Consider the following 19,587-nt stretch of genomic DNA (forward strand, 5'->3'; position numbering starts at 1 on the left):
CCACAACGGCGAGGCGACAACTACATTGAAATCTTCCGCCCCCAAGTTCAACCCGGCCGAATACCTCATCCGCCTCGTCAGGAAGAACTCCCTCTACCACCTGCCCCATGCCATGACGGTCCAGCAGCGGGCCGAGCGCGTCCATCGGCACTTGGCCCAGGCCCCTCCCCAAACACCCCAGCAGGTCAAGAACATTCTCAGCCATATCTACCGCCTGCCAAAAAGTGGGTGGTCTTAGGGCGGGAAGGGAGTAACGGATAAACAAAGGGATTGGTGAATAACCTGCTTTTGGGCTTCGATCCGTTGTTGTGGCTGTGCCAAAGATCATGCCGCACTATCCGGTGGCTCGGGGGGATTTAAAAAAGAGTGATACCAGGCTTGTAAAAGCCATTTAGAGGACATCCGGCACATCTTGTGCTTTGCGCGGCGAACGCTTAAAAGACCCGTCTTTTGCGAAGCGGAAGCGGAGGAGACCCATGAGTTGCCTGGAAATCTCGGACCGGCTGTGGGAGCACGTGGAGCCATTGTTGGAGCCGTTCAAGCGGCGCAGGCCGGGCGGCTCCAAGCCGCTGGAGTTCCGGACGGTCATGAACGGGATTCTGTATGTGCTCAAGACCGGTTGCCAATGGGATTGCCTGCCGGCCTGCTACGGCTCGAAAAGCGCGGTCCACGAGCACTTTCAGAGATGGGTTGCCGCCGGCGTGTTCAAGGAGATGTTCCGCTGGTCGGCGGCGGAGTACGAGGAACTCGAGGGGTTCGACCTGGCTTGGCAGTCGATGGACGGCAGCCTGGTGCAGGCCCCGGTCCGCCAAGCCCGCTGCCAGAAGGACGAGGGCCTGGGGCGCAATCCCACGGATCGTGGGCGCAGCGGTGGCAAGATCCACCTTCAGGTGGACGGGAAGGGGATGCCTTTCGCCGTCGCGCAGGCCGGGGCCAACGTGCACGACAGCCGCCTGGTGACGGTCACCGTCGAGGCGGCCGTGATCGAGGCACCCGCCGACGCCGGGCAAAGTCCCAGGCATCTTTGCCTGGACAAAGGGTATGGCTACGAACGGGTCGAGCGGGAAGTCGCGGGACTGGGCTACACCCCCCATATCCGCAAGATCGGCGAGGAGAAGCGTTCCTGCGACTCCGAGCCAACCCACCCCGCGCGGAGGTGGGTGGTCGAGCGCGCTTTCGCCTGGCTCAAGGGCTTCCGGGCCATCCGAACCCGCTACACCTGCCGGGGAGCCAACTATCTGGCCTTCCTTCAGTTGGCGTGCGCCCTGATCCTGGGAAGACGGATCGAGGCCAAAACCGTGTAAGCAGTTTATGTGCCGGATGTCCTCTTAGTGCCTTGGAGCAGTTGCGCAAATTAGATGCCGCCGTCTGAATCATAGTTTTGAGCACACTGACATGAGCGCATTAAAGGTCGGAATTATTTCCTACGAAGAGATGAAAGCAAGGACCATCGCGATTGCTCGCGGAGAATTAAAGCCTTCACCAGACGAACCCAAGATATTCTTTAATTCTCTGAAATCTCTGGCTGATGTACTGTCAGAGGAAAACAAGCAATTGTTGCGATTACTTTGTAATCAGAGAAGGCCATAGCGGAGGAACCATGACCACCGATTCGCGCTTTGCCGAAATCGACCGTCTCAAAGCCCAACTCGACAGCCTCCGTCCTCTACCGCCACATACCGTTCGCACTCTACACGAACAGCAAGTTTTGGAGTGGACCTACCATTCCAACGCCATCGAGGGTAACACCCTTACTCTCAAGGAAACCAAGGTAGTCCTAGAAGGCATCACGGTGGGCGGCAAACGACTGCGCGAACACTTTGAAGTCATCAATCACAAGGAAGCCATTGATTATGTGGAAGCCATCGTCAGCGGCCAAGAAGAACTCAGCGAATGGCAAATCAAAGCCATCCATCAACTGGTGCTGAAAAACATCGACACATCCAATGCCGGTCGCTACCGTCAGGAAAACGTTCTGATCTCTGGTGCCGAACATGTGCCGCCTGAGTTCATCAAACTACCAGGAGCCATGGTAGACCTAATGGCCGAATATCACGCTTCTACCTGCCATCCAGTAGAACGCGCCGCCCGCCTCCATGTGGACTTCGTCGGCATTCATCCCTTCGTGGACGGCAACGGTCGAACTGCCCGTTTATTGATGAATTTTGAACTCATGCGCTGTGGCTATTTGCCTGTCATCATCCAGGTTGAACAACGCCTAGGCTATTACGACTCCTTGGACCTAGCGCACACCCGTGGCGACTATGAGTCATTTATTGGTATGGTAGTCGAATTGGAACAAGCAGAATTGAAGCGGTATTTGCGGTTGATTCAAGGCATCACGGACGCTCCAGCACCTGTTCGCTAAGCTGCAAATTTTACCCAAACGCCATAGAGGAAAGGTACGACTATGATTTTCCTTCGAGATGCTTCTAATAAAATCACGGCTCGCATTCCAATAGGAGACGAAGAACAAACTTTTGATTGTTTGACTAACGTTTGCCAGAATCCCGTTTGTCAATGCAATGAAATATTTTTTAAATTAACGCCAACCAGTAGTACCGTTGAAAATATTGAACCTTCGAGTCAATTGACGATAGGCATTAGACATTATTAAAAACCCAATTGTTACGTAGATTCACAAACTCATGCTGAAATCCGGCATGGCAAACGTCTCAACCATCATCAGATGGCCTATCTGTGAATCAGGATGTGAACCCATAGATTCTGGTTATCTATGGCCGAAGAATGACCGGACTAAAGGCCGATATGACTATTATTCCGTTTCCTGGCGCTCAGTAGGAAACGCGGCGCTGATAACTCCTGAAGTTATGTAGCGCACAGGCCAGTTCCATCACATCGTCGTCGTATCCTGACAAGGTATTACGGAACACGTCCTTCACAATCCGGCAACGTTTCACCCCGGCGATCACATGCTCAACAACGACTCTGATACTGGAAATCAGGCGGTTGTTTTCCTTTTCTTCATCCGTGAGTTCCCCGCCGCGCGGTTTCTTCTTGGGTTGATGGATATTCACCCCTTCCATTTCGTGGCCTTGAAACCCGGTGTCCCGGTAAAGATCGCTGCCTTCCGGCAAGAGGATACCCTCCTCGTCGCAGATTTTCTTATCATGCTTCTTCCCTTCGTGGGTTCCGCTCAACCCCTTGATTTGCATATCTTCCAGACCGGCAACCAGGTTGTTCTTCAAGGTGTGGGCTTTTTTTTACCGCTATAAAATCCCCTTTCCGCATCCGCGTTGGAGGGCCGGACAATACGCCTTTCGGTGCCGTCTATGCCGTAGTCTTGAGGATGTTCCTGGTTGAGTCTTTCCAACATTTCATCGGTTAACCTTGGCGGGACAAAACCGCCTTCCTGCAAGGCAAGTTTGAGTATATGGCTGAACTGATGGATCAGAATATTGGCGGCCCCCTGGCTAATACCAAAGGAATAGGCAATGACTTCCTGGAGCGGGTAGGTTTTCAGGTAGAAAAGGATGAAAAGCAGGCGATCCTCCATGGTTTTCAGCGCATGGGGTCGTCCTCCCTTGCCGGGATTCCTCTCGCTTTGCTTGGTGAACTCGTTCCAATGCCTTCCGAATAAGACGCATAGCTCAGAAAACTCTTGGACCGTCAAACTCGTCAAGCTGAGAAACGTCCTTTCATCTTGTTTTGCAGTTTCGTATGAAAACATATCACGTAATTAAAAATATTTATTTTTATGATACCTACTAAGTTAGTGGTTTTTAATAATGTCTAAGGAAGCCTTGGAAAGCAAGTATCCGAATATCTATCAAGAGCTTAAGCAAAGACAGCAACGCCTAAAACTCTTGTACTCCAATTTTTTGAAGGCACATCCAATACGGCAAGTGTCCATCGATAAAAAAGTAGGCAGAAACGATCCTTGTCCATGTGGTAGCGGCAAAAAATTCAAAAAATGCTGCGGCAAATAATTGTTGAAGCTTTAATGAATAACCTCGTTCGTTTTATTTTCGTGTGAAAGCTATGATCGATAAATCTAAACAAGTCGCCATGCTAATTGAAACGATGACGGCGAATTTGCCTATTCCAACGAAAGCGACGGATATACTTGTACGCAACTTAAAAAGTCACTCCATAGTTATTACGCCTGATACTCCCTTAGAAATAGTAGACGTTGTGTATTTGGGCGACGAAGGCGGCATCTGCTGTGCTCTGAAAGCAAGCGATGAGCAACCGGAAGCATGTGTAGTATCGATAACTCATCTCAGGTTTAGTACATCGCTCTCATTTTTCAAAGAGATACATGCTTACCAAACTGCTAGGATCAAAAAATTGAAGAAAGCTCGTTGAGAAACAACATGCTGGGCAGGATGATGGCCAAGCCAATAACTCAGAATTATTCGACGGAAAAAATTCCATGATTGCGATCATCGACTTCGAGACAACCGGACTATCCCCAGACATGGGAGACCGAGCAACCGAAGTAGCTGTTGTGATGTTGGAGGATGGTCAGATTGTTGACCGTTACCAAAGCCTGATGAACGCAGGGGTTAGAATACCCGGCTTCATTCAATCCCTTACAGGGATCACCGATGCCATGATCCGTAAGGCACCGCCAGCGGCGGAGGTGATGAAGGCTTTGGCCCAGTTCGTTGGTAACGTACCGTTAGTCGCACATAACGCCTCGTTCGATTGCAAGTTCCTCGACGCGGAGTGGAGCCGTATCCGGCACCGGAGGCAACAAGAGTTCGCCTGTTCCCTGCTTTTGGCGCGAAGGCTTTATCCCTATGCACCTGACCACAAGCTGGGAACGTTGGTGCGGTATTTACGCCTTCCCTCGACCGGGACTTATCATCGCGCCATGGCCGACGCCGAAATGACCGCTCACCTCATCGTGAAGATGGAATCGGACCTGAAGCGCGAATATCAACTCGATACAGTTCCCCACGAACTTTTTCGTGTACTTCAGAAGGCACCGAAGGCACAGCTAGCGAGCCATGTTGAAAAAGGCAAAAAACGGCTTGGACTATGATTCATAGCTTATGCTTCAAAGTGAGGTCCTTCAGTATTTTCATACTCTTCGGCTTTCTTTTTTTCCTGCTCTAATTTTTGGTCAATACTGCGAGACTTTTTTGCCGCCCAATTGCGAATTCTAGTTAAAATAGATGGGTGAACAAAAGATTTCGCGAACTTTACCATTTCCGAATCTGGAGCCACTTCTTTTAGAGATTTATACCATAGCTTTGCAAGCTCCTTATTTCCAGTAGAAGAATAGTACGCACACATCACTCCAGTGAATCCAGCAAATTCGGTTACGTGAAACCTATTTCGGCTGGGATATAGCATCTTAAGGTCGAATTTGTTTCCAAATATTTCTGGAACTTTATCGACCTCACCTTCATTTAGACATATTTGTGCATAATTGACCTTGGCAAATAAATAGTCTGGATTGTTTTCATAGTTTTCAACTATCAATTGCCGACTGGATTTATGATCTCCTATTCGACCATACGCAGCAGCTAAATAGTTATATAGGACCGGCATTTTTGGATAGACACTTTTCAATTGTAGAAGCCTAGGGATAGCCTGTTCAGGATTTGTATAGACCAGCTCGTTAAGCTCTTCTAATTGCATCTTCACTTGCCTAGGGATTTTGTCCTTTTTGCTAGGCATGGGATCATGAGTAATTTCATAGCTGCTTAGATGCAATTCCTCTCCACTCTTTTCTGCGAGGGCGATAGCATCCGCTATTTGTTTTGCATGTTTCTTTTTCATAAGCAGACTTTTATTTCATGCTTGAAGAGCGGTTTTGACCCCGTTGTAGGGAATCTCACCCGCATCCAGCTGCTCGGCGAAAAATGGCAGCAGCTTGTTCAAATTGGACACATAGGCGGACTGCCAAGCCTCCTTGAGCTTTGCCTTGGCTTCTTCGTTCACATGTATTTCGCCAGTTCGTTCAATCAGCATCATTGCTACGTCTCCTGAATGCTCGATCACGGCAAACAAGTATTCATCCTGGTCATCGATCAACGATTGCCGAAAATCCTCGATATGTTCGGCAAGTTCATTCTCATAAAGGACTTGGCTCATAGGAGCATCGAAGACTAGGACTTGCCGGAGCTGCCGCTGGATTTGCTTGGCGGATTTATTCTTCATAGTGGAATCCAATAGAAGTGATCTATAGTCGCGTGCCTTGGGCAATCAAACTTAGAACCTCGTCCATGTCCTCTCGCACCGCTTCCATACATTCCTGAATGTCTTCGGGAATTTGCGATTGGCTGGCGATATTTTGAATTAGTAAAAGTGCCTGCTTCATTTTTTCCAAGTTCCTCACGGATTCCCAACTCATCGCCTCGTTGATATGGAACAGGAGCCTTTCCCAATTTGGGAATCCAGCCTGCTCCACCACCGAACTGCGCAGGTTTTCCCAAGCTCCTTGGAGATCAGAGAGGATAGTCTTGTGGTATTGCCCTGGCTCCGCGTGAAATGTCATGGTGATGATGCCCATCGATTTATCTTGGAATTAGCCAAATCGCTCCAATATTTCGATTTCATACAGTGAGCGGAGCCCGTCCCTGAACCCCCATCCCTCGGTGGCGTCTTCAATGATTTCCTCGCACCTGTCCCGAAAACTGTCGATAAGGCTGTTCTTGAAGATAAATCGGAGCGCATCGCCGTACATGCCTTCCATGCTGTTGTAGAACGGTTCATCGATATCGCCGTATTCGTCCGTGAAACGCACGCCTTGCTCCACGTAATGCAGCATGATGTCGGTGATTTCGACGGGATTATTCGATAGCTTCTTGAAGTCGTTCACGGCCTTGCGCGCCACCGACAGCCTCATCTTGCCGAAACCCCGCTCGGGGAAGAATTCCTTGGTGACGATGGCCTTGTACTTTTCCAGCACGGCTGTGCCATCCGAGCCGAGCTTAGCCTCGTAGTAGTCCTTGACCACCGGAAATTTTTGGAAGAGGTCAGTGACTTCCTTCACCAGTGCCTTCTGCTCTAAAGTCATCAGGTAGGATTTCAATTCAGTTGTTTTCATGGGATAGCCGATAGCCTACGGAATGAAGATGGGATTATCCTGGATTTCCTCCATGCACTCCTGTAGCGATAAACCCTGGAAGACCTCAAACCATTGCCCCGTATGCCGCATATAGCTCAGATTAAACCTATCGAGTTGAACGTATTCCAAGCGTGCGAATTTGACCTCGAAATCCGGGGACACCGCTTCTGGAAATGGGCAACAATATTTGCCTTGCACGTAGAAATACTGGCGATACCACTTGGTGTCGAGGTCGATCAGGTAGTTGAACTGAGGATCGGCAGGCGGCGGCTGAATATGCTTGGGTTTCAACACCGTCTCGACCCAATGATCCGCCTTGGCTTTGACCTCTGCTTTGAAATGCTCCGAAACGGTCGGTGCCTTGGGCTTAGGTGGCGAATAGACCCACATTTTTTTCGGTTTCTTTGTCATGGTGTATCCAAAGTTAAGAGGCAGGTGGCAACATAATCAGCCTAATACTATCAAACTAAAACATTGAACACTTTGCCAAGAAGTCGCTATGTTCACCGCTCTTGCCACCAAGTCTGCCATATCTCAAAATATCTGTTTGCTATCAGTGCAAAGATTTGTCTACCTTGCCATCAGAATGTACAGAGGAAATAGTAATTCTGAAGCCTTGTCCTTCTGGTACAAGATCAAAGTCAACTATAAAATGCTTGTCGTTGGGATATAACTCATCCTTGCGTTCGATGAAGTATTTTACAACCTCCAACATCCCTATAAGATGAGAGGGCCTCTCACGATTAACTACACCAGATTGCGCGGCTTTTAGCTCAAGCTCGAATTCTTCTAATACTGAGGAATCGCCGCTTTTTAGAAATTCAATCAACTTAGCTGGTCGCTCTTCTACTGGAAATACAGCCACATTCCAGCCTACCGCTGCCAATGGAATTACTTTTCTATATTCGTCCTCTGTAGGATTTTTTGACAGCAGAGGCTCAATCATTATGCTGATAGCATTAGACAATTTACTTGATTCTTGGTGCCTGTCTTTTTTTCTGCGACTTGCTTTGCCCATGATTAGACCTCAATTTTCAATATGCACGGATTGTTTGGAGCTCCTAGTGCATTGTAGCTTATGCTTTGATGGTGAAGGTAGGCTAGAGCAACAAGCAACAAAGCAGGGATTATTAAAGCGACAGATCAAGTAATTGCCGCTTCCGCTACCCTTGCTACTTTTCATCGATTATGTTTTATTGAGCCTACACCTTGAATGCAAGGCGTGAGCATTCTTTCAATAACATGGGAAATACAAATGACCGAAATCGATCTTAACAATTTAGGTGCACTTAGTCTCGAAGCACTCGCCGATTACAAGGAAAAGATCGAAAAGGCTTTTCTCGAAAAGCAAATCGAGAACAAAAAGCAGGCCCTAGATCAGATCAAATCATTGGTAGACACAGGTGGAATTACGCAGCAAGAGTTGGCGGCACATCTTGGCTTTACGTTTGGAACGGCTGAAGCTATAGAAAAGCCTGCTCGCAAAAGCAAAGGCCAAAAGGTCGCCGCCAAATATTCAGACCCAGCCACGGGCAAGACCTGGACTGGACGCGGCATGAAACCGAAATGGATGAAGGAATATATAGAGCAAGGGAAAAGTGTCGAGGAATTCGAGATCAAATAAGCTCAGACAAAGCGGGCAACAGAAATAACCTAGGTTGGGTTGGGCATTAGTGCTTGTCCAACCTACTCTTTGTTATGATTTAGGGTGAGTTATATATCAGATAATTGTGGCATGAAATGAGCATCTGAGGATGCAATCAAGCAATAGATGTACCCGCAAAATTGAATAAAGGCTTCTATTTCTCTGTGGCCTTGCCCTCGACCTGAGGCGCATCCTCTCCAATAAGCATAGGCTTGTTATCTTTCCAAACCACAGCGTAGTGACCTAAGCGTTTCTTTTGGTCTAACGCCTTGTGAACGGCTTTCTTTAGGCTCTCCAAGATCACTAGGCTTTCATCTGAAGGAGTGTTCATGGTATCGCGTTCGCTGATATGACTTGATAATTAAACTCATGAATAACGTTGCGAATATTTTGCGTTTGCTCAAAAATCAACTGGGGAGCTTCTCCATCATTCATATAACAGATACAACGATCAACTTTGAATGAATACCAGTTCAAGAGATTGTGTAAGCTTCGAGAAAAACGTCGCTCTAAATCCTTGAGTGGAATATTGTGACCACCATGAGCCACTCTTTCCGCAACTCGCAGCTTAGACATTTCCAAACTCGGCAATGCTAGATAGATTAGCTCTACAGCCCAACTCTGCGCCTTTAGCTTATCGATTAAGCTCAAATAAGTTCTGCCTGAAAGCGTTGTTTCAAAAGCAAAGCTCTCATTTCTATGAATACTGCTTTCTACTCGATCCAAGAAAATACGGCTTGCTGCCAACATAGATTGCTCTGGTGCAAAAGGCGACAGGCCAGCAGCAATTAAATCAGCATTTACGAAATTAAGGCACTTTGCAATTTCTGGTAAATACTCAAGAGCGAAGGTAGTTTTACCCGCTCCGTTTGGTCCAGCGATAATCCAACAAGTAGCCATGATAACCAAAGATTATAGAGCCATCGAAGACATTGGAGGGCTTTTGCGCCGCAAATTCACGCTGACGCCGCCACTGCTCGAACTCGTTCTGCAACTCGTCATTGCCGTTGTCGCCGTCAACGACGCGCTCAGCATCAATTCCGAATGAACGCTTGCTCTATCACGGGTAGCGGAATACCGCGCACAAGCTGAGCTGCTAAAATGCTTGCACAGTAGTATTGCCTCAATTGAGGTTGCGGCTTTCTGGTTTAAGTCCAAATCAATCTATTCAGCGGAGCAAAGCAATGAGTAAGATCAAGTTTTCACTTGCAATCATGGTCGCAGCCTGTGCGGTCATGAGTTTCAACGCACATGCTATCAATAAGGAATACCGCAAGATGCTGGAGCGGTCAGGGTGCACACAGGTCACCGAAGCGCAAGGTTGCGATATCAACAAGACGAAGGCGGAAAATGCGAAGGCGGGATTTGGTACGCCAAGTCACGCCAAGTCCACGCCAACCCCGAAATACAAGGATCTTGCCGGTAAGAACTCGATTGGCGCCATCGACACCATGACCGAGCGTGGCTTCAAAAATGTCGATTCTTTCGAGAGCGGCAACACGCAATACGGAATTTACTACCATCCGGGCAGCCACCTTTGTGTCCAGCTCACCATGGCAGACGCCAAGGTGATCGCCGCAGACGACATCCATTCCCACCCCAAGTGTCATTAACGAAGCGTCGGTTCTTGCAAAAGAACCCGGCTTAACTACTTCTACTTCGTTCAAGCCTAGCCTGCATGGAAGCAGGCATGAATGATGTGATCACGGAACCAGTTGCGCCAGATACTTTCTACGCCATGTTGCTTAAATGGTTGCCTTCAAATACTCAAAACAGAAAGTAGCCGTAGTACTCATTTATGGCTTTTCCAGTTGTCGCCATTGCCCTCCGTCCAACCATCTTTCGCATCAGACGGAGAGTAACTCCGTTGGTGCTGACATGCTTCAAATATTCAGCTTTGGCTCGTTCCGAGTCTTCGGTTAGCCACCAGGAGAGCGTGGCTAATTCACGCTGATAATAAGCCTTGACTTGCTTGCTATTAGACGGAGCGATGGCAAACAACGCTTGCTTATACCAGCGAATTCGCGATTTATCTAAAGCCTAGTCTAAGCAATTCACCCAACTATTTTCCCTAGCAATGCGTCACCGCATCATGCCCAAGCATGGTCGTCAATCTCGCTTGCCCAGCGTTTGCCTTATTCCCAAAATGTAAAACTCACTTGGAGATTACCATGAAAATCAGCAAGAGATTCACCGATACCTTGGCGCAAGTACAAGCTGGCATTAACGAGTTAATGAATATGGCTTATATGCAGGAGTCAGAATATGTCACTGACAAAGATTTAGATACAGGAGCATACAAGTTCTACGACTCAGAAAGCGAGGAATTTCTACGTGTTCTGCTCGACCTGTTGCAGGTCATCAACTATGGCTATCCACCAAGTACGTTTGAACTGAATATCAATTCATGCTTTTTGTTCGACAAACTACCAGAGTTCGACCAACAAATTGAGCTGCATTATGCAACGGTAGTTGGTGATGAAAGGGAAGCCTTTGAATCCGTGTATACAAACAAGCTCTTGCCGCACTGTCGCGAGAAAGGCTTTGACTTGGCAGAATGTTCGACGGTCTATTATCTGATTGGTAGTGGCGAAGGAATAAGGTTTGATTTTATGAGCAATGCAGAAAGAGTGATTAACTCAGGCTTTTCTGTTGATGAGGTGTTAGAGCTATTCAAGGCAGAAGCTCGTGGTGAGCCTGAGAGCTTTACGAAGGAAGCTTATGCAGGATACTTGGTCGATCCTTCGTTGGGAAATAGAGTGCGTGTTTCTGTTTGGGCTTTACATAGGACTCCATCGCTGAATAAACATTGATTACTTCACAAATATTCTAGCTAGGATGTGTTACCTATAGTTGGTGGTCATTAAATTAAAGCTCAAAGCTCAAGCGTTCGCACTTTTTTGGTTTTTATGAAAGCTAATAATAGTGGGCCGATCTAGCTAGTGACTTAAGTGCAGTGAGGCTCACTTAGTAAGCACAAGCCAAATCGGCCCATTGAGAAAAAACCCAGCATACTCCCTTGCTGTAGGTATCGATTATTTAACCATCATCCTGTTGAGCACAAATGCCAAAGCCTCTTCGGCCTTTTCAAGGGAAGGATAAGTCTCGTCGTTGCAAACCATTCCCCATACCACCCGCTGAATCTTGTCATCCGTGATTTTCGACATGAAAAGCAACACATCGGTAGGGTAGCCATAAATCTTACCAGACAGTTTGATTTCAGTATCGGCAGCGATTTCCTGATTTTTCAAACGTTTGAATTGGTATGTAATATAACTTTTGACAACAGCATCAAGATCCAAGAGTTCAGAGGTGGCTCCGGTTGTTTGAACAGGATTTAAGCCGGGATAAGTGGATACCCTGCTGGGTTAAGCGGCCTTGGGAAGGGCCGGTTGGGATTTGAAGTAGACCTCATCCGGGGTTTGGCTGTCCAGGCTCGAATGGGGCCGCCGGGTATTGTAGAAGTCCAGGTATCGCCCGATGGATTCGCGGGCCTCGCGGACCGAGCCATAGGCTTTGAGGTAGACCTCCTCGTACTTCACCGTCCGCCAGAGGCGCTCGACGAAGACGTTGTCGCGCCAGGCGCCCTTGCCGTCCATGCTGATGCGGATGTCCCGGTCGGTCAGCACCTCGATGAACTCCCCGCTGGTGAACTGGGAGCCTTGGTCGGTGTTGACGATATCCGGCGGGCCGTAGCGGCGCAGCGCCTCCTCCAGGGCCTCGACGCAGAAACTGGCATCCATGCAGATCGACACCCGATGGGCCAGGACCTTGCGGCTGGCCCAGTCGAGGACCACGCACAGGTAGACGAAGCCCCGGGCCATCGGGATGTAGGTTATGTCCAAGGCCCAGACCCTGTTGGGCTGGTCGATGGTCAGGCCGCGCAGCAGATAGGGGTAGACCTTGTGGGCCGGATGCTTCTGGCTGGTCTTGGGACGCCGGTAAAGCGCCTCGATGCCCATCTTCCGCATCAGCGTGGAGATATGCCGCCGACCGGCACGGAAGCCTTCGCGGCGCAGCATGTCCCGCAACAGCCGGGCTCCCATGAAGGGGTGTTCTAGGTGCAATTCGTCGATCCGCCGCATCAGCGCCAGGTCGGAGTCCGGCACCGGCTTGGGCGCGTAGTAGGCGCTGCCCCGGCTGATGCCGAGCAATTCCGCCTGCCGGGTCAGGGAAACATCATGGTCCCGGTCGATCATCGCTTTGCGCTCAGCTTTCCGGCCTTGCTGAGCGCGCCGGATAAAAAATCGATCTCCAGTGCCTGTTGGCCGATCTTGGCGTGCAGGGCTCTAAGGTCCACGACGGGGTCCTTCTTGCCCTCCTCGCCACCGAACACGCTGGCGGCCCGCTCCAAAAGCTGGCTCCGCCACTCGCCGATCTGGGTCGGATGGATATCGAATTCCTGTGCCAACTCGGCCAGGGTCTTCTCGCCCCGCAGGGCCGCCAGGGCCACTTTGGCCTTGAAACTCGCCGAATGGTTGCGGCGTGGTCGTTTGCTCATCGTATGCTCCAGTCCATCGGCGTTGCCCACGCCGTCGGGGAGCAGTTTATCCACTTAGCCGACTGTTCAGATTTCCGAGGCCACCTCTTTCCGACCGAAAAAGGCTTCTTCGTATATTTTTGATTTTTTTACGAATTCGTTGCAACTTAACCTGATCCGATTCTGTCATTTTTGAAGTCATCAAGCTGATTGCTTGTTGCCGTAGGAACGGGTTATTTTTTACGTTGATTTTCTCCTTTTCCTCATTCTTCACACCATCACCTTCATTGGATTCCGGTTGAAGCTCCACGATTCCAAGGTTGGGGTTGTTATCATATTTAGCAGTTGACATATAAACACCTCTTATTAATCTTCCGATCATCAGGAATGATTAAGCCCAAACAAGCCGGTTGCGGATAGCTGCATGCAGTGGACCCATTTTATATAAAGGGTGAAAAACGGTTTTTTTCAGCCGTTTTTCAAGGGCATTAAAAAAAGCGGCTGATTTTTGAGGAGCCATTGACAAATGGATAGCATTGTTGTAGGCAGAAGAATCCAACTTTTTACATACAACTGGGTGCAGTAAGTCGGAGCCGCTATCAAGTGCAGCCTTCAGTAAAAAGGGGGGAAGGTCGAAGCTCTCTGAGTAAGAACTTATAGGTAATGGCGAGAGTAGGCGTTAACGCCACATGGGATTTGACGGCGTACTACACTGTTCGGAAGAGGTGACAAAAGCGGAACCCCTAATAAACAGGGGCATTTTTGTAGGCGGAACCTTAGGACTGCTCAACAAGGCAGTTCCTGGTGAGCATGAGAGAGTTAGGAAAGGGAAGCGTACTCTGGAAGCTTGATTGATCCTTCGTTGCAGAATCGATTTCGTGCACCCGCATGGGGGGCTTTGAAAGCCATTAAGCCTTAGAGTACTTTATGAGTATTTCAACTAGAAAGTACTGACTCTAATTGTTCATAATTAAATTGAAAGCCTGAAGTTTAGGCACTATTTTCATGCAGGCTTGATCTACACAATCACCAATAATCCATACTTGACCATTGCCAAGCATTAAGCCTTTGCTTCCTACCGATTCAACCTGCTCGTATGGAAAAGTTGCCATGAATCGCTTAAATTCTTCGTTGATCAAGCGATTGTAGTATCTGACAAACTCAGCTTTGTTCTTCGCTTCGATAATCTTGTTGGTATTGAAGTTGAAAGGATAACTTGCTAGATCGGCCAATTGGTCAACCTGATTGTTCTTGACGTATGTTTGCATGTTCCTGAACATTATCCTAAGGGCGGTCTCTTCGATGCCAGTGGAACCCATGTCAGGAGTTTTGCCGGATAACGACTTTGCAGGCTCAGGGCTAACTGAATTCAATACGCCTATTCTTTGCGTGTAGGCTTGCTTTAAGCAGTCGATATTTGCACAGCTATTCCGTTGAGTCTTTAGCCAACTACGCTGATCTTGAGTAAGCGAAGCCGAGTTACCTGATTTTGCCAAGTTGGTACGGTAAATCTCGGAAAGTTGCTCATCAAGTGCCGATAATTGCGAATGATTGCAGATTAGCTTTTCAACCTGGGTGCCTGCTTTTACGCAATCAAAACTAGCGGCAATCGAAGTATTGGCAAGCATAATTGTTATTGCTACAGCTAAAATGCTTTGACTCTTGCTCATGCTTCAGGCCATTTTAATTTTCTTGAACTTGGTCAGGTATTCCTAAACGCAAGAATGCAACTAGAAATCTGCACTTCAAAACTAAAGCGGCTTACATTTAAGCCCATCTTTTCATGGCATTGAAGGCAATGTTACATGTTAGAGTATTTGCGGATAAATCCATGCAGCATTGATCATCTGCCTGCTCTCTGGATGTAAATCAGCATTACTGATCACAGAAAGCCGTCGATCAAAAGCTTCGTATGCTTTCTTTCGTAATTCTTTCGCGGTTTCACGATTTATCAAAATGGCCGGTGTTTCGGTGAGAGGCTGCAACAACCAGCTTATTAACTCACGAGGGTTTGTCTCTGCTTCTCTTGCTGGGTCTGAATAAACTAATGCCGCAATGTATTCTTGTCTCATCCTCGCTCCTTGGTCATTTTGCCAACGAAGTATAGCCGTCACAATAGCCTGCCCCGGTAGCCCAGCAATTTTTGCTGTAAGACCATCAAAATCATAGCTTTTAGCAGTATAGAGCATATATCGTAATAGAGGGGAATCAAAATCCATCATCTGATATTCACTACGTCGGACTGCTAATTCCCTGCTAAAAGTAACGCTAAGCCGCTGTTTTGCCCCCATATTCAAATGTTCTCTTAACTGCTCGGGTATCCTCAGGTCCCAAACAGAATCTTGATGACGCGTTTGTATTAACTCAATATTCAGTTCTCGCATCATGCCCTGCACGAAGGCACGTAGGTGATCCTGGCTAAGCTTAATTTCGTCCTTAGTTTCATTGGGGTCGTATCCAGCAAAATACTCAAATAACTCCCGTTGCTTCTCAACAGCGTTACGGGCTTTATCAACCGCCTCTTTAATGTCTTCAATAGTATGGTTAATCCCGCTTTTCGTTGCTCTTTCTAAAATATCTTCGACCTCTAGTAAATCAGCAATTTCACCTAAAATTTCATCCTCTAATCCATCTCGAAAGTCACCACCAAGGATGGCCATATCTTTTACTACTTGCTGAATACGCTGATACATTAAAGTCATAATCTCAGCATCAAGGGTTTGTGGCGCATGAACATTAAAGACCACTACAGGTTTCATTTGACCATATCGGTAAAGACGACCTACCCGCTGAACAAGTCGCATGGGATTCCAAGGGAGATCAAAGTTCACCATAATATGGCAATGCCGTTGAAGGTTAATTCCTTCACCGCCAGCTTCTGTAGAAATCAAAAATTGGCTAGCTTCCTCAAATTTCTCGATTGCTTGCGCACGTTCTTTATGATTCATTCCACCGTGGATCAAAACAACTGATTCAAAACCAAATCGCTCCCTCAGTGCGGTTGCGACATAATCTTGAGTACCTCGATATTCTGAAAATACTAGAATTTTCTCATCTGGACTATTATGTAGAACTGATTCAATCAGTTGATCAATGAATATGCGAATCTTCCGATCCACCATCAATAAAGCTTGCGCACGCTCAATAACTTCCTTCAATAGCTGCAACTCACCATCGAAAAACTCTTTTTCCGAATCTACAGAGAAAGCCTCTTCCCATTCGCCAAAAAATCGCTCATCTACTTCTTCCTCCGAAATTTGAACAAATACAGCTTGCTCAGCTTGCCTTTTGAGCTTATGTAGTCGTCGAATCAAGGCTTTTTCGATTGCAGCTATACTGGAAGCTGCAAGCTTCCTGTAAATAGTCATTACAAAGCCAATGGCGCGACCAGAAGCTCCTTTGGTTATTCGTCCAGCGGCATATCCTTCTGTGAGATACCTTTGAAGAATGGCATCGAAATCCTTTTCCTCTTGGCCTAGAGGAACTTCGACTGCCTTGGTAATTTTGCCTCTGAATATGAACTCACCTTTAGCATCAGTTACGTCGGATTTATGATTACGGATAACCATCTCCCTTAGAAGTTCTGGATTTAAAGAAAGCGTTTCTATATGGTTACGCCATTCTGGGCGAATGATCTCTAGTAAAGCTTGAAACTTATCTTGTTTACCTTGATGAGGAGTCGCAGATAGCAGGAGAATGGAATCTGTGCGCTTTCTCAGTTGAGCTGCAAGACGAAATCGTTCGCTAGCACTATAGGTAAGGCCATATTGGGCGCGACTCAAACGATGCGCCTCATCAAACACTATAATATCCCAGTAATCCGCCTGCATTAACTTGTCAAAATGCGGAGCCGTCTTTAGCAGGTCTAGCGAGCCAATAACGCAGTCATAATGCTTCCAGTCTCGAACATCATTGATTGTAAAATCTAGCCCATAAATTAAAAAATCACTTAACCCAAATTTATGGTGCATTTCCTCCTTCCACTGCTTTACCAGTCCTGCTGGCGTAATCAAGAGAATACGGCGGAAGGAACGTCTTTGGCGTAATGCAGATAGCAACATTCCAACTTCAATAGTTTTACCTAATCCAACGTCATCGGCTATCAACCAATTTAGATTGCCAGACTTTAGAATATGATGAACCAGATGTATTTGATGTGGGAGCGGATCAATATCCAACTTGGATAGTGCGCCAGTATTTTCATTCCACATTTCCAAGGCATAAGCCAGGGTTTTTAGTCGAAAACTCTCAGCATTTCCATTTTTGCCGAATTGTCCGGCTTCAAAACGATGGCGAACACCTTTGATGAAGCGTAGATTCTGAAATGGAATCCATATTCTCTGGCCTGATTCAGAAAACTCTACGAGTACCTGGTCCCTGCCGCCAATCGTGCGGCTTTCCAATACCGTGCCCTCGCCTAAGCTATTACGGCTTCTAGAGCGAGGAACATCTTGAACTTCCATTCCCAATTGGAAACCGGACTTCAATTTGTCAATAGATACCCACTCAGGACCGTTGCCTGTAAACCATCGAATGTGAGCTTCAAACTTTTCGGAATCTACCGCTTTTGTTGATATTATCTCTCCCAAGCCAGTATAGCCCTCAAGTTTCACTATGCAGCTCTTTATCGGAATTAGCAGTTTGCTCATAGTACGAGCCTATCTTTGCTTAGTTCTAGGCTTTTTTAGTTCCTTATTAGATGTTTGCTCTTTATCTACGTATTTAACAAGTCTTACCCTGTTTATGGCCTTGGTTTCAATATCAATGCCAAAGCTTAATAGCTTTTCCTGTATAATTCGCTCATGAAGCGTTCCTGAGTCTGAGCCATCATGTAGCTCTCCGCAGTAATCAAGATAATCATTGAATTCAAAGTCCACCCAAGGTGCTTCTTGCAGACTATCACGGCTTCTTCCAAGTCGATAATCTAAATAAAATCTGAATGACGGGAATTTATCCATGAACAACATGCAATCACGCCAATGTTCATAAATATCGATTAGCAACTTTTCAACCTCTTCAATCTCTGGATAGCCGCCAAAACTTCGGATCAATGCTAACGCGCTAGGCCAAGGTAAATATCGATATTTCTGTATCATCTCTCCAGGCCATCTATATTCTTCTGAAAATTCAGGATATTGATACCATATTTCCCTGGCTTGCTCGGCTAAATCTAGTTCTATAGGCACCAGACCAGATGCCAATTCCCGTCGCATAGATACTTGAGTAGCTGACCACCAATAACGGTAGAAAACCTTAGTCAGCAATTGAATTCCTACCTCATCCCACCCATATTCCAAGCCTACCTGTATGGCAATCTGATGGGCGCGTTCAATTTTTGAAAGCTTGGAGTCACTTCTTACGTCAAGAAAATCCGAAGATGAAATATATTCATCAAAATCTGACCCAATTGGCTCAAACTGTTCCCATAGATATTCATTGCTGGCTTTTACAGTGCTAGACGCTTCTTCTAAAATGTATTCTTCAAGCCAACTTGCATCTATTACATCCTCGGCATCTTCAAGCTCTTCATTAGAATATAGCTCTTCTTTCTCGGATTCATTTTCTTCATAGCTTAAATCGTTGCTACAGCGATTATATGCATCAACTAATGACCCAGAGGGTTCTTTAAGAGCTTCTTGTGTCAATACCTTATCTTTTTGATCGCTAGACTGGGCACCTATAATTTCATAAGATATTTCGGACTCACTGCTTTGAGTAGTATCGGTCGAAATAAATGGTGATTGTTCTGTTTCATCTTCAACATCAAAATGTTCAGCTATAATCTCTGAATCATCTAAGCTCGAACCGTCCGAAGTAAGATTTTCTGCATCCTCGTTATTGTAATATTTTCTGCCAAGACGTATTTCGCTTTGCACATTCTCAATAATTTCAACATCAACTTCTGAAATATGATCTATTTGATGCGTATGGTTTAGTTCAGCCTGAATCGGCTTTTTTTTCATATCAAGCTTGGTAGGGCTGCCTGATGATTTTTTGTCACCCCCTATTATTCCTAATACCTGCTTAAGCAGTTCTGCCGCTACCTGAGGCTGTCCTAAAAGCATGTAAGTTCTAGCCATAGCCCTGAGAATCACTGGATGCTCTCCATGCGCAGCAGTAAATTCTTGAAGCAAGGAAAGGCCGTCATTCATGCGATTTTGATCGGCGAGGCGATTACATTTCAATAGTAATTCTTGTATTAGAGCATTCACCTCTATGTTTTTCAAAGTTGGCTGTTGATCCATTAGTATTAAAACTTGTTACCTGTTTGGCTTTTAAATTTCCTAGTCTATAGACCCGCTAAAATACCTACCCGAATATTTGCGCTGTTTTATGCTGCTCTATTACTTTCCTCTTGTAGTTCATCGCTACCTACGGATACTGCCTTTCCATCCTTCCAAATCACGGCATAGTGGC

General features: G+C 46.8%; 25 protein-coding genes. 10 read left to right on the plus strand and 15 right to left on the minus strand.

Annotated features, from left to right (window positions below):
• Window positions 1-25 precede the first annotated feature (25 nt).
• The 3 genes from K5658_RS03895 (at window position 26) to K5658_RS03905 (ending at window position 2,368) form a co-directional block, all read left to right on the plus strand.
• Window positions 26-238: a hypothetical protein gene (locus tag K5658_RS03895; protein WP_221065673.1), complete on the plus strand. Its 213-nt coding sequence runs from the start codon at window positions 26-28 to the stop codon at window positions 236-238.
• A gap of 238 nt (window positions 239-476) precedes the next feature.
• Window positions 477-1,304 carry an IS5 family transposase gene (locus K5658_RS03900; RefSeq protein ID WP_221063606.1) on the plus strand — a complete coding sequence of 276 codons (828 nt, stop codon included), beginning with the start codon at window positions 477-479 and terminating at the stop codon, window positions 1,302-1,304.
• A 296-nt stretch (window positions 1,305-1,600) separates the two neighbouring features.
• Complete coding sequence (locus K5658_RS03905; RefSeq protein ID WP_221065674.1) at window positions 1,601-2,368, plus strand: Fic family protein; 768 nt, start codon at window positions 1,601-1,603, stop codon at window positions 2,366-2,368.
• A gap of 427 nt (window positions 2,369-2,795) precedes the next feature.
• On the opposite strand, the gene K5658_RS03910 is transcribed toward K5658_RS03905, so the two are convergent.
• Window positions 2,796-3,209 (minus strand): transposase family protein, encoded by a 414-nt coding sequence (locus K5658_RS03910; protein WP_221065675.1) that lies wholly within the window; start codon window positions 3,207-3,209, stop codon window positions 2,796-2,798.
• A complete protein-coding gene (locus K5658_RS03915) occupies window positions 3,206-3,691 on the minus strand; it encodes a helix-turn-helix domain-containing protein (RefSeq protein WP_221065676.1) in 486 nt (161 codons plus the stop codon). Before K5658_RS03915 ends, K5658_RS03910 begins: the two co-directional genes overlap by 4 nt.
• A gap of 58 nt (window positions 3,692-3,749) precedes the next feature.
• On the opposite strand from K5658_RS03915, the gene K5658_RS23425 reads away from it, so the two are divergent.
• The 3 genes from K5658_RS23425 (at window position 3,750) to K5658_RS03930 (ending at window position 5,011) form a co-directional block, all read left to right on the plus strand.
• Window positions 3,750-3,950, plus strand: coding sequence for an SEC-C metal-binding domain-containing protein (locus tag K5658_RS23425; protein ID WP_246628562.1), 201 nt, complete (start codon window positions 3,750-3,752; stop codon window positions 3,948-3,950).
• 52 nt (window positions 3,951-4,002) lie between these two features.
• Window positions 4,003-4,329, plus strand: coding sequence for a hypothetical protein (locus tag K5658_RS03925; protein ID WP_221065677.1), 327 nt, complete (start codon window positions 4,003-4,005; stop codon window positions 4,327-4,329).
• Window positions 4,330-4,396: 67 nt separating this feature from the next.
• Window positions 4,397-5,011 carry a 3'-5' exonuclease gene (locus K5658_RS03930; RefSeq protein WP_221065678.1) on the plus strand — a complete coding sequence of 205 codons (615 nt, stop codon included), beginning with the start codon at window positions 4,397-4,399 and terminating at the stop codon, window positions 5,009-5,011.
• Between the two features lie 8 nt (window positions 5,012-5,019).
• On the opposite strand, the gene K5658_RS03935 is transcribed toward K5658_RS03930, so the two are convergent.
• From K5658_RS03935 to K5658_RS03960, 6 genes are all read right to left on the minus strand, one after another.
• Entirely contained in the window at window positions 5,020-5,754 is a 735-nt protein-coding gene (locus K5658_RS03935) for a tetratricopeptide repeat protein (RefSeq protein WP_221065679.1), read from the minus strand.
• Between the two features lie 15 nt (window positions 5,755-5,769).
• A complete protein-coding gene (locus tag K5658_RS03940; protein ID WP_221065680.1) occupies window positions 5,770-6,135 on the minus strand; it encodes a hypothetical protein in 366 nt (121 codons plus the stop codon).
• A gap of 22 nt (window positions 6,136-6,157) precedes the next feature.
• Window positions 6,158-6,487 (minus strand): hypothetical protein, encoded by a 330-nt coding sequence (locus K5658_RS03945; RefSeq protein ID WP_221065681.1) that lies wholly within the window; start codon window positions 6,485-6,487, stop codon window positions 6,158-6,160.
• Between the two features lie 15 nt (window positions 6,488-6,502).
• Window positions 6,503-7,024, minus strand: a complete 522-nt coding sequence (locus tag K5658_RS03950; protein WP_221065682.1) for a DUF6155 family protein — start codon at window positions 7,022-7,024, stop codon at window positions 6,503-6,505.
• Between the two features lie 15 nt (window positions 7,025-7,039).
• Window positions 7,040-7,456 carry a DUF3024 domain-containing protein gene (locus K5658_RS03955; RefSeq protein ID WP_221065683.1) on the minus strand — a complete coding sequence of 139 codons (417 nt, stop codon included), beginning with the start codon at window positions 7,454-7,456 and terminating at the stop codon, window positions 7,040-7,042.
• Between the two features lie 142 nt (window positions 7,457-7,598).
• Window positions 7,599-8,063 carry a hypothetical protein gene (locus tag K5658_RS03960; RefSeq protein ID WP_221065684.1) on the minus strand — a complete coding sequence of 155 codons (465 nt, stop codon included), beginning with the start codon at window positions 8,061-8,063 and terminating at the stop codon, window positions 7,599-7,601.
• A 237-nt stretch (window positions 8,064-8,300) separates the two neighbouring features.
• On the opposite strand from K5658_RS03960, the gene K5658_RS03965 reads away from it, so the two are divergent.
• Window positions 8,301-8,669 (plus strand): H-NS histone family protein, encoded by a 369-nt coding sequence (locus K5658_RS03965; protein WP_221065685.1) that lies wholly within the window; start codon window positions 8,301-8,303, stop codon window positions 8,667-8,669.
• Window positions 8,670-9,017: 348 nt separating this feature from the next.
• Here K5658_RS03965 and K5658_RS03970 read toward each other — a convergent pair whose 3' ends face one another.
• A complete protein-coding gene (locus tag K5658_RS03970) occupies window positions 9,018-9,590 on the minus strand; it encodes an ATPase (RefSeq protein ID WP_221065686.1) in 573 nt (190 codons plus the stop codon).
• Between K5658_RS03970 and K5658_RS03975 the strand changes: the two genes are divergently transcribed.
• The 3 genes from K5658_RS03975 to K5658_RS03985 all read left to right on the plus strand — a co-directional run bounded on the left by K5658_RS03975 (window position 9,589) and on the right by K5658_RS03985 (window position 11,503).
• Window positions 9,589-9,738 carry a hypothetical protein gene (locus tag K5658_RS03975; protein WP_221065687.1) on the plus strand — a complete coding sequence of 50 codons (150 nt, stop codon included), beginning with the start codon at window positions 9,589-9,591 and terminating at the stop codon, window positions 9,736-9,738. The two genes, K5658_RS03970 and K5658_RS03975, sit on opposite strands and share 2 nt — an antisense overlap.
• Window positions 9,739-9,874: 136 nt before the next feature.
• Complete coding sequence (locus K5658_RS03980; protein ID WP_221065688.1) at window positions 9,875-10,303, plus strand: hypothetical protein; 429 nt, start codon at window positions 9,875-9,877, stop codon at window positions 10,301-10,303.
• Between the two features lie 558 nt (window positions 10,304-10,861).
• Entirely contained in the window at window positions 10,862-11,503 is a 642-nt protein-coding gene (locus tag K5658_RS03985; protein WP_221065689.1) for a hypothetical protein, read from the plus strand.
• Window positions 11,504-11,725: 222 nt separating this feature from the next.
• Here the strand turns inward: K5658_RS03985 and K5658_RS03990 are convergent, their stop codons facing one another.
• The 6 genes from K5658_RS03990 to K5658_RS04015 all read right to left on the minus strand — a co-directional run bounded on the left by K5658_RS03990 (window position 11,726) and on the right by K5658_RS04015 (window position 19,415).
• Window positions 11,726-11,941: a hypothetical protein gene (locus K5658_RS03990; RefSeq protein ID WP_221065690.1), complete on the minus strand. Its 216-nt coding sequence runs from the start codon at window positions 11,939-11,941 to the stop codon at window positions 11,726-11,728.
• A 117-nt stretch (window positions 11,942-12,058) separates the two neighbouring features.
• A protein-coding gene (locus tag K5658_RS03995; protein ID WP_221065691.1) for an IS3 family transposase occupies window positions 12,059-13,191 on the minus strand; the annotation gives its coding sequence in 2 pieces (ribosomal slippage) (window positions 12,059-12,942 and window positions 12,942-13,191; 1,134 coding nt in all).
• Window positions 13,192-13,237: 46 nt separating this feature from the next.
• Entirely contained in the window at window positions 13,238-13,522 is a 285-nt protein-coding gene (locus tag K5658_RS04000; protein ID WP_221065692.1) for a hypothetical protein, read from the minus strand.
• A gap of 604 nt (window positions 13,523-14,126) precedes the next feature.
• A complete protein-coding gene (locus tag K5658_RS04005; protein ID WP_221065693.1) occupies window positions 14,127-14,840 on the minus strand; it encodes a lysozyme inhibitor LprI family protein in 714 nt (237 codons plus the stop codon).
• Window positions 14,841-14,978: 138 nt separating this feature from the next.
• Entirely contained in the window at window positions 14,979-17,819 is a 2,841-nt protein-coding gene (locus K5658_RS04010; protein ID WP_221065694.1) for a helicase-related protein, read from the minus strand.
• Between the two features lie 9 nt (window positions 17,820-17,828).
• Window positions 17,829-19,415, minus strand: a complete 1,587-nt coding sequence (locus tag K5658_RS04015; protein ID WP_221065695.1) for a hypothetical protein — start codon at window positions 19,413-19,415, stop codon at window positions 17,829-17,831.
• Window positions 19,416-19,587 lie beyond the last annotated feature (172 nt).

This window comes from Methylomagnum ishizawai (genome assembly GCF_019670005.1).
Classification (GTDB): Bacteria; Pseudomonadota; Gammaproteobacteria; order Methylococcales; family Methylococcaceae; genus Methylomagnum; species Methylomagnum ishizawai.

Coding starts and splice junctions, on each gene's coding strand:
- K5658_RS03900 (WP_221063606.1), top strand. CDS start 477: ATGAGTTGCCTGGAAATCTCGGACCGGCTGTGGGAGCACGTGGAGCCA.
- K5658_RS03905 (WP_221065674.1), top strand. CDS start 1,601: ATGACCACCGATTCGCGCTTTGCCGAAATCGACCGTCTCAAAGCCCAA.
- K5658_RS03915 (WP_221065676.1), bottom strand. CDS start 3,691: ATGTTTTCATACGAAACTGCAAAACAAGATGAAAGGACGTTTCTCAGC.
- K5658_RS23425 (WP_246628562.1), top strand. CDS start 3,750: ATGTCTAAGGAAGCCTTGGAAAGCAAGTATCCGAATATCTATCAAGAG.
- K5658_RS03925 (WP_221065677.1), top strand. CDS start 4,003: ATGATCGATAAATCTAAACAAGTCGCCATGCTAATTGAAACGATGACG.
- K5658_RS03930 (WP_221065678.1), top strand. CDS start 4,397: ATGATTGCGATCATCGACTTCGAGACAACCGGACTATCCCCAGACATG.
- K5658_RS03935 (WP_221065679.1), bottom strand. CDS start 5,754: ATGAAAAAGAAACATGCAAAACAAATAGCGGATGCTATCGCCCTCGCA.
- K5658_RS03940 (WP_221065680.1), bottom strand. CDS start 6,135: ATGAAGAATAAATCCGCCAAGCAAATCCAGCGGCAGCTCCGGCAAGTC.
- K5658_RS03945 (WP_221065681.1), bottom strand. CDS start 6,487: ATGGGCATCATCACCATGACATTTCACGCGGAGCCAGGGCAATACCAC.
- K5658_RS03950 (WP_221065682.1), bottom strand. CDS start 7,024: ATGAAAACAACTGAATTGAAATCCTACCTGATGACTTTAGAGCAGAAG.
- K5658_RS03955 (WP_221065683.1), bottom strand. CDS start 7,456: ATGACAAAGAAACCGAAAAAAATGTGGGTCTATTCGCCACCTAAGCCC.
- K5658_RS03960 (WP_221065684.1), bottom strand. CDS start 8,063: ATGGGCAAAGCAAGTCGCAGAAAAAAAGACAGGCACCAAGAATCAAGT.
- K5658_RS03965 (WP_221065685.1), top strand. CDS start 8,301: ATGACCGAAATCGATCTTAACAATTTAGGTGCACTTAGTCTCGAAGCA.
- K5658_RS03975 (WP_221065687.1), top strand. CDS start 9,589: ATGATAACCAAAGATTATAGAGCCATCGAAGACATTGGAGGGCTTTTG.
- K5658_RS03970 (WP_221065686.1), bottom strand. CDS start 9,590: ATGGCTACTTGTTGGATTATCGCTGGACCAAACGGAGCGGGTAAAACT.
- K5658_RS03980 (WP_221065688.1), top strand. CDS start 9,875: ATGAGTAAGATCAAGTTTTCACTTGCAATCATGGTCGCAGCCTGTGCG.
- K5658_RS03985 (WP_221065689.1), top strand. CDS start 10,862: ATGAAAATCAGCAAGAGATTCACCGATACCTTGGCGCAAGTACAAGCT.
- K5658_RS04000 (WP_221065692.1), bottom strand. CDS start 13,522: ATGTCAACTGCTAAATATGATAACAACCCCAACCTTGGAATCGTGGAG.
- K5658_RS04005 (WP_221065693.1), bottom strand. CDS start 14,840: ATGAGCAAGAGTCAAAGCATTTTAGCTGTAGCAATAACAATTATGCTT.
- K5658_RS04010 (WP_221065694.1), bottom strand. CDS start 17,819: ATGAGCAAACTGCTAATTCCGATAAAGAGCTGCATAGTGAAACTTGAG.
- K5658_RS04015 (WP_221065695.1), bottom strand. CDS start 19,415: ATGGATCAACAGCCAACTTTGAAAAACATAGAGGTGAATGCTCTAATA.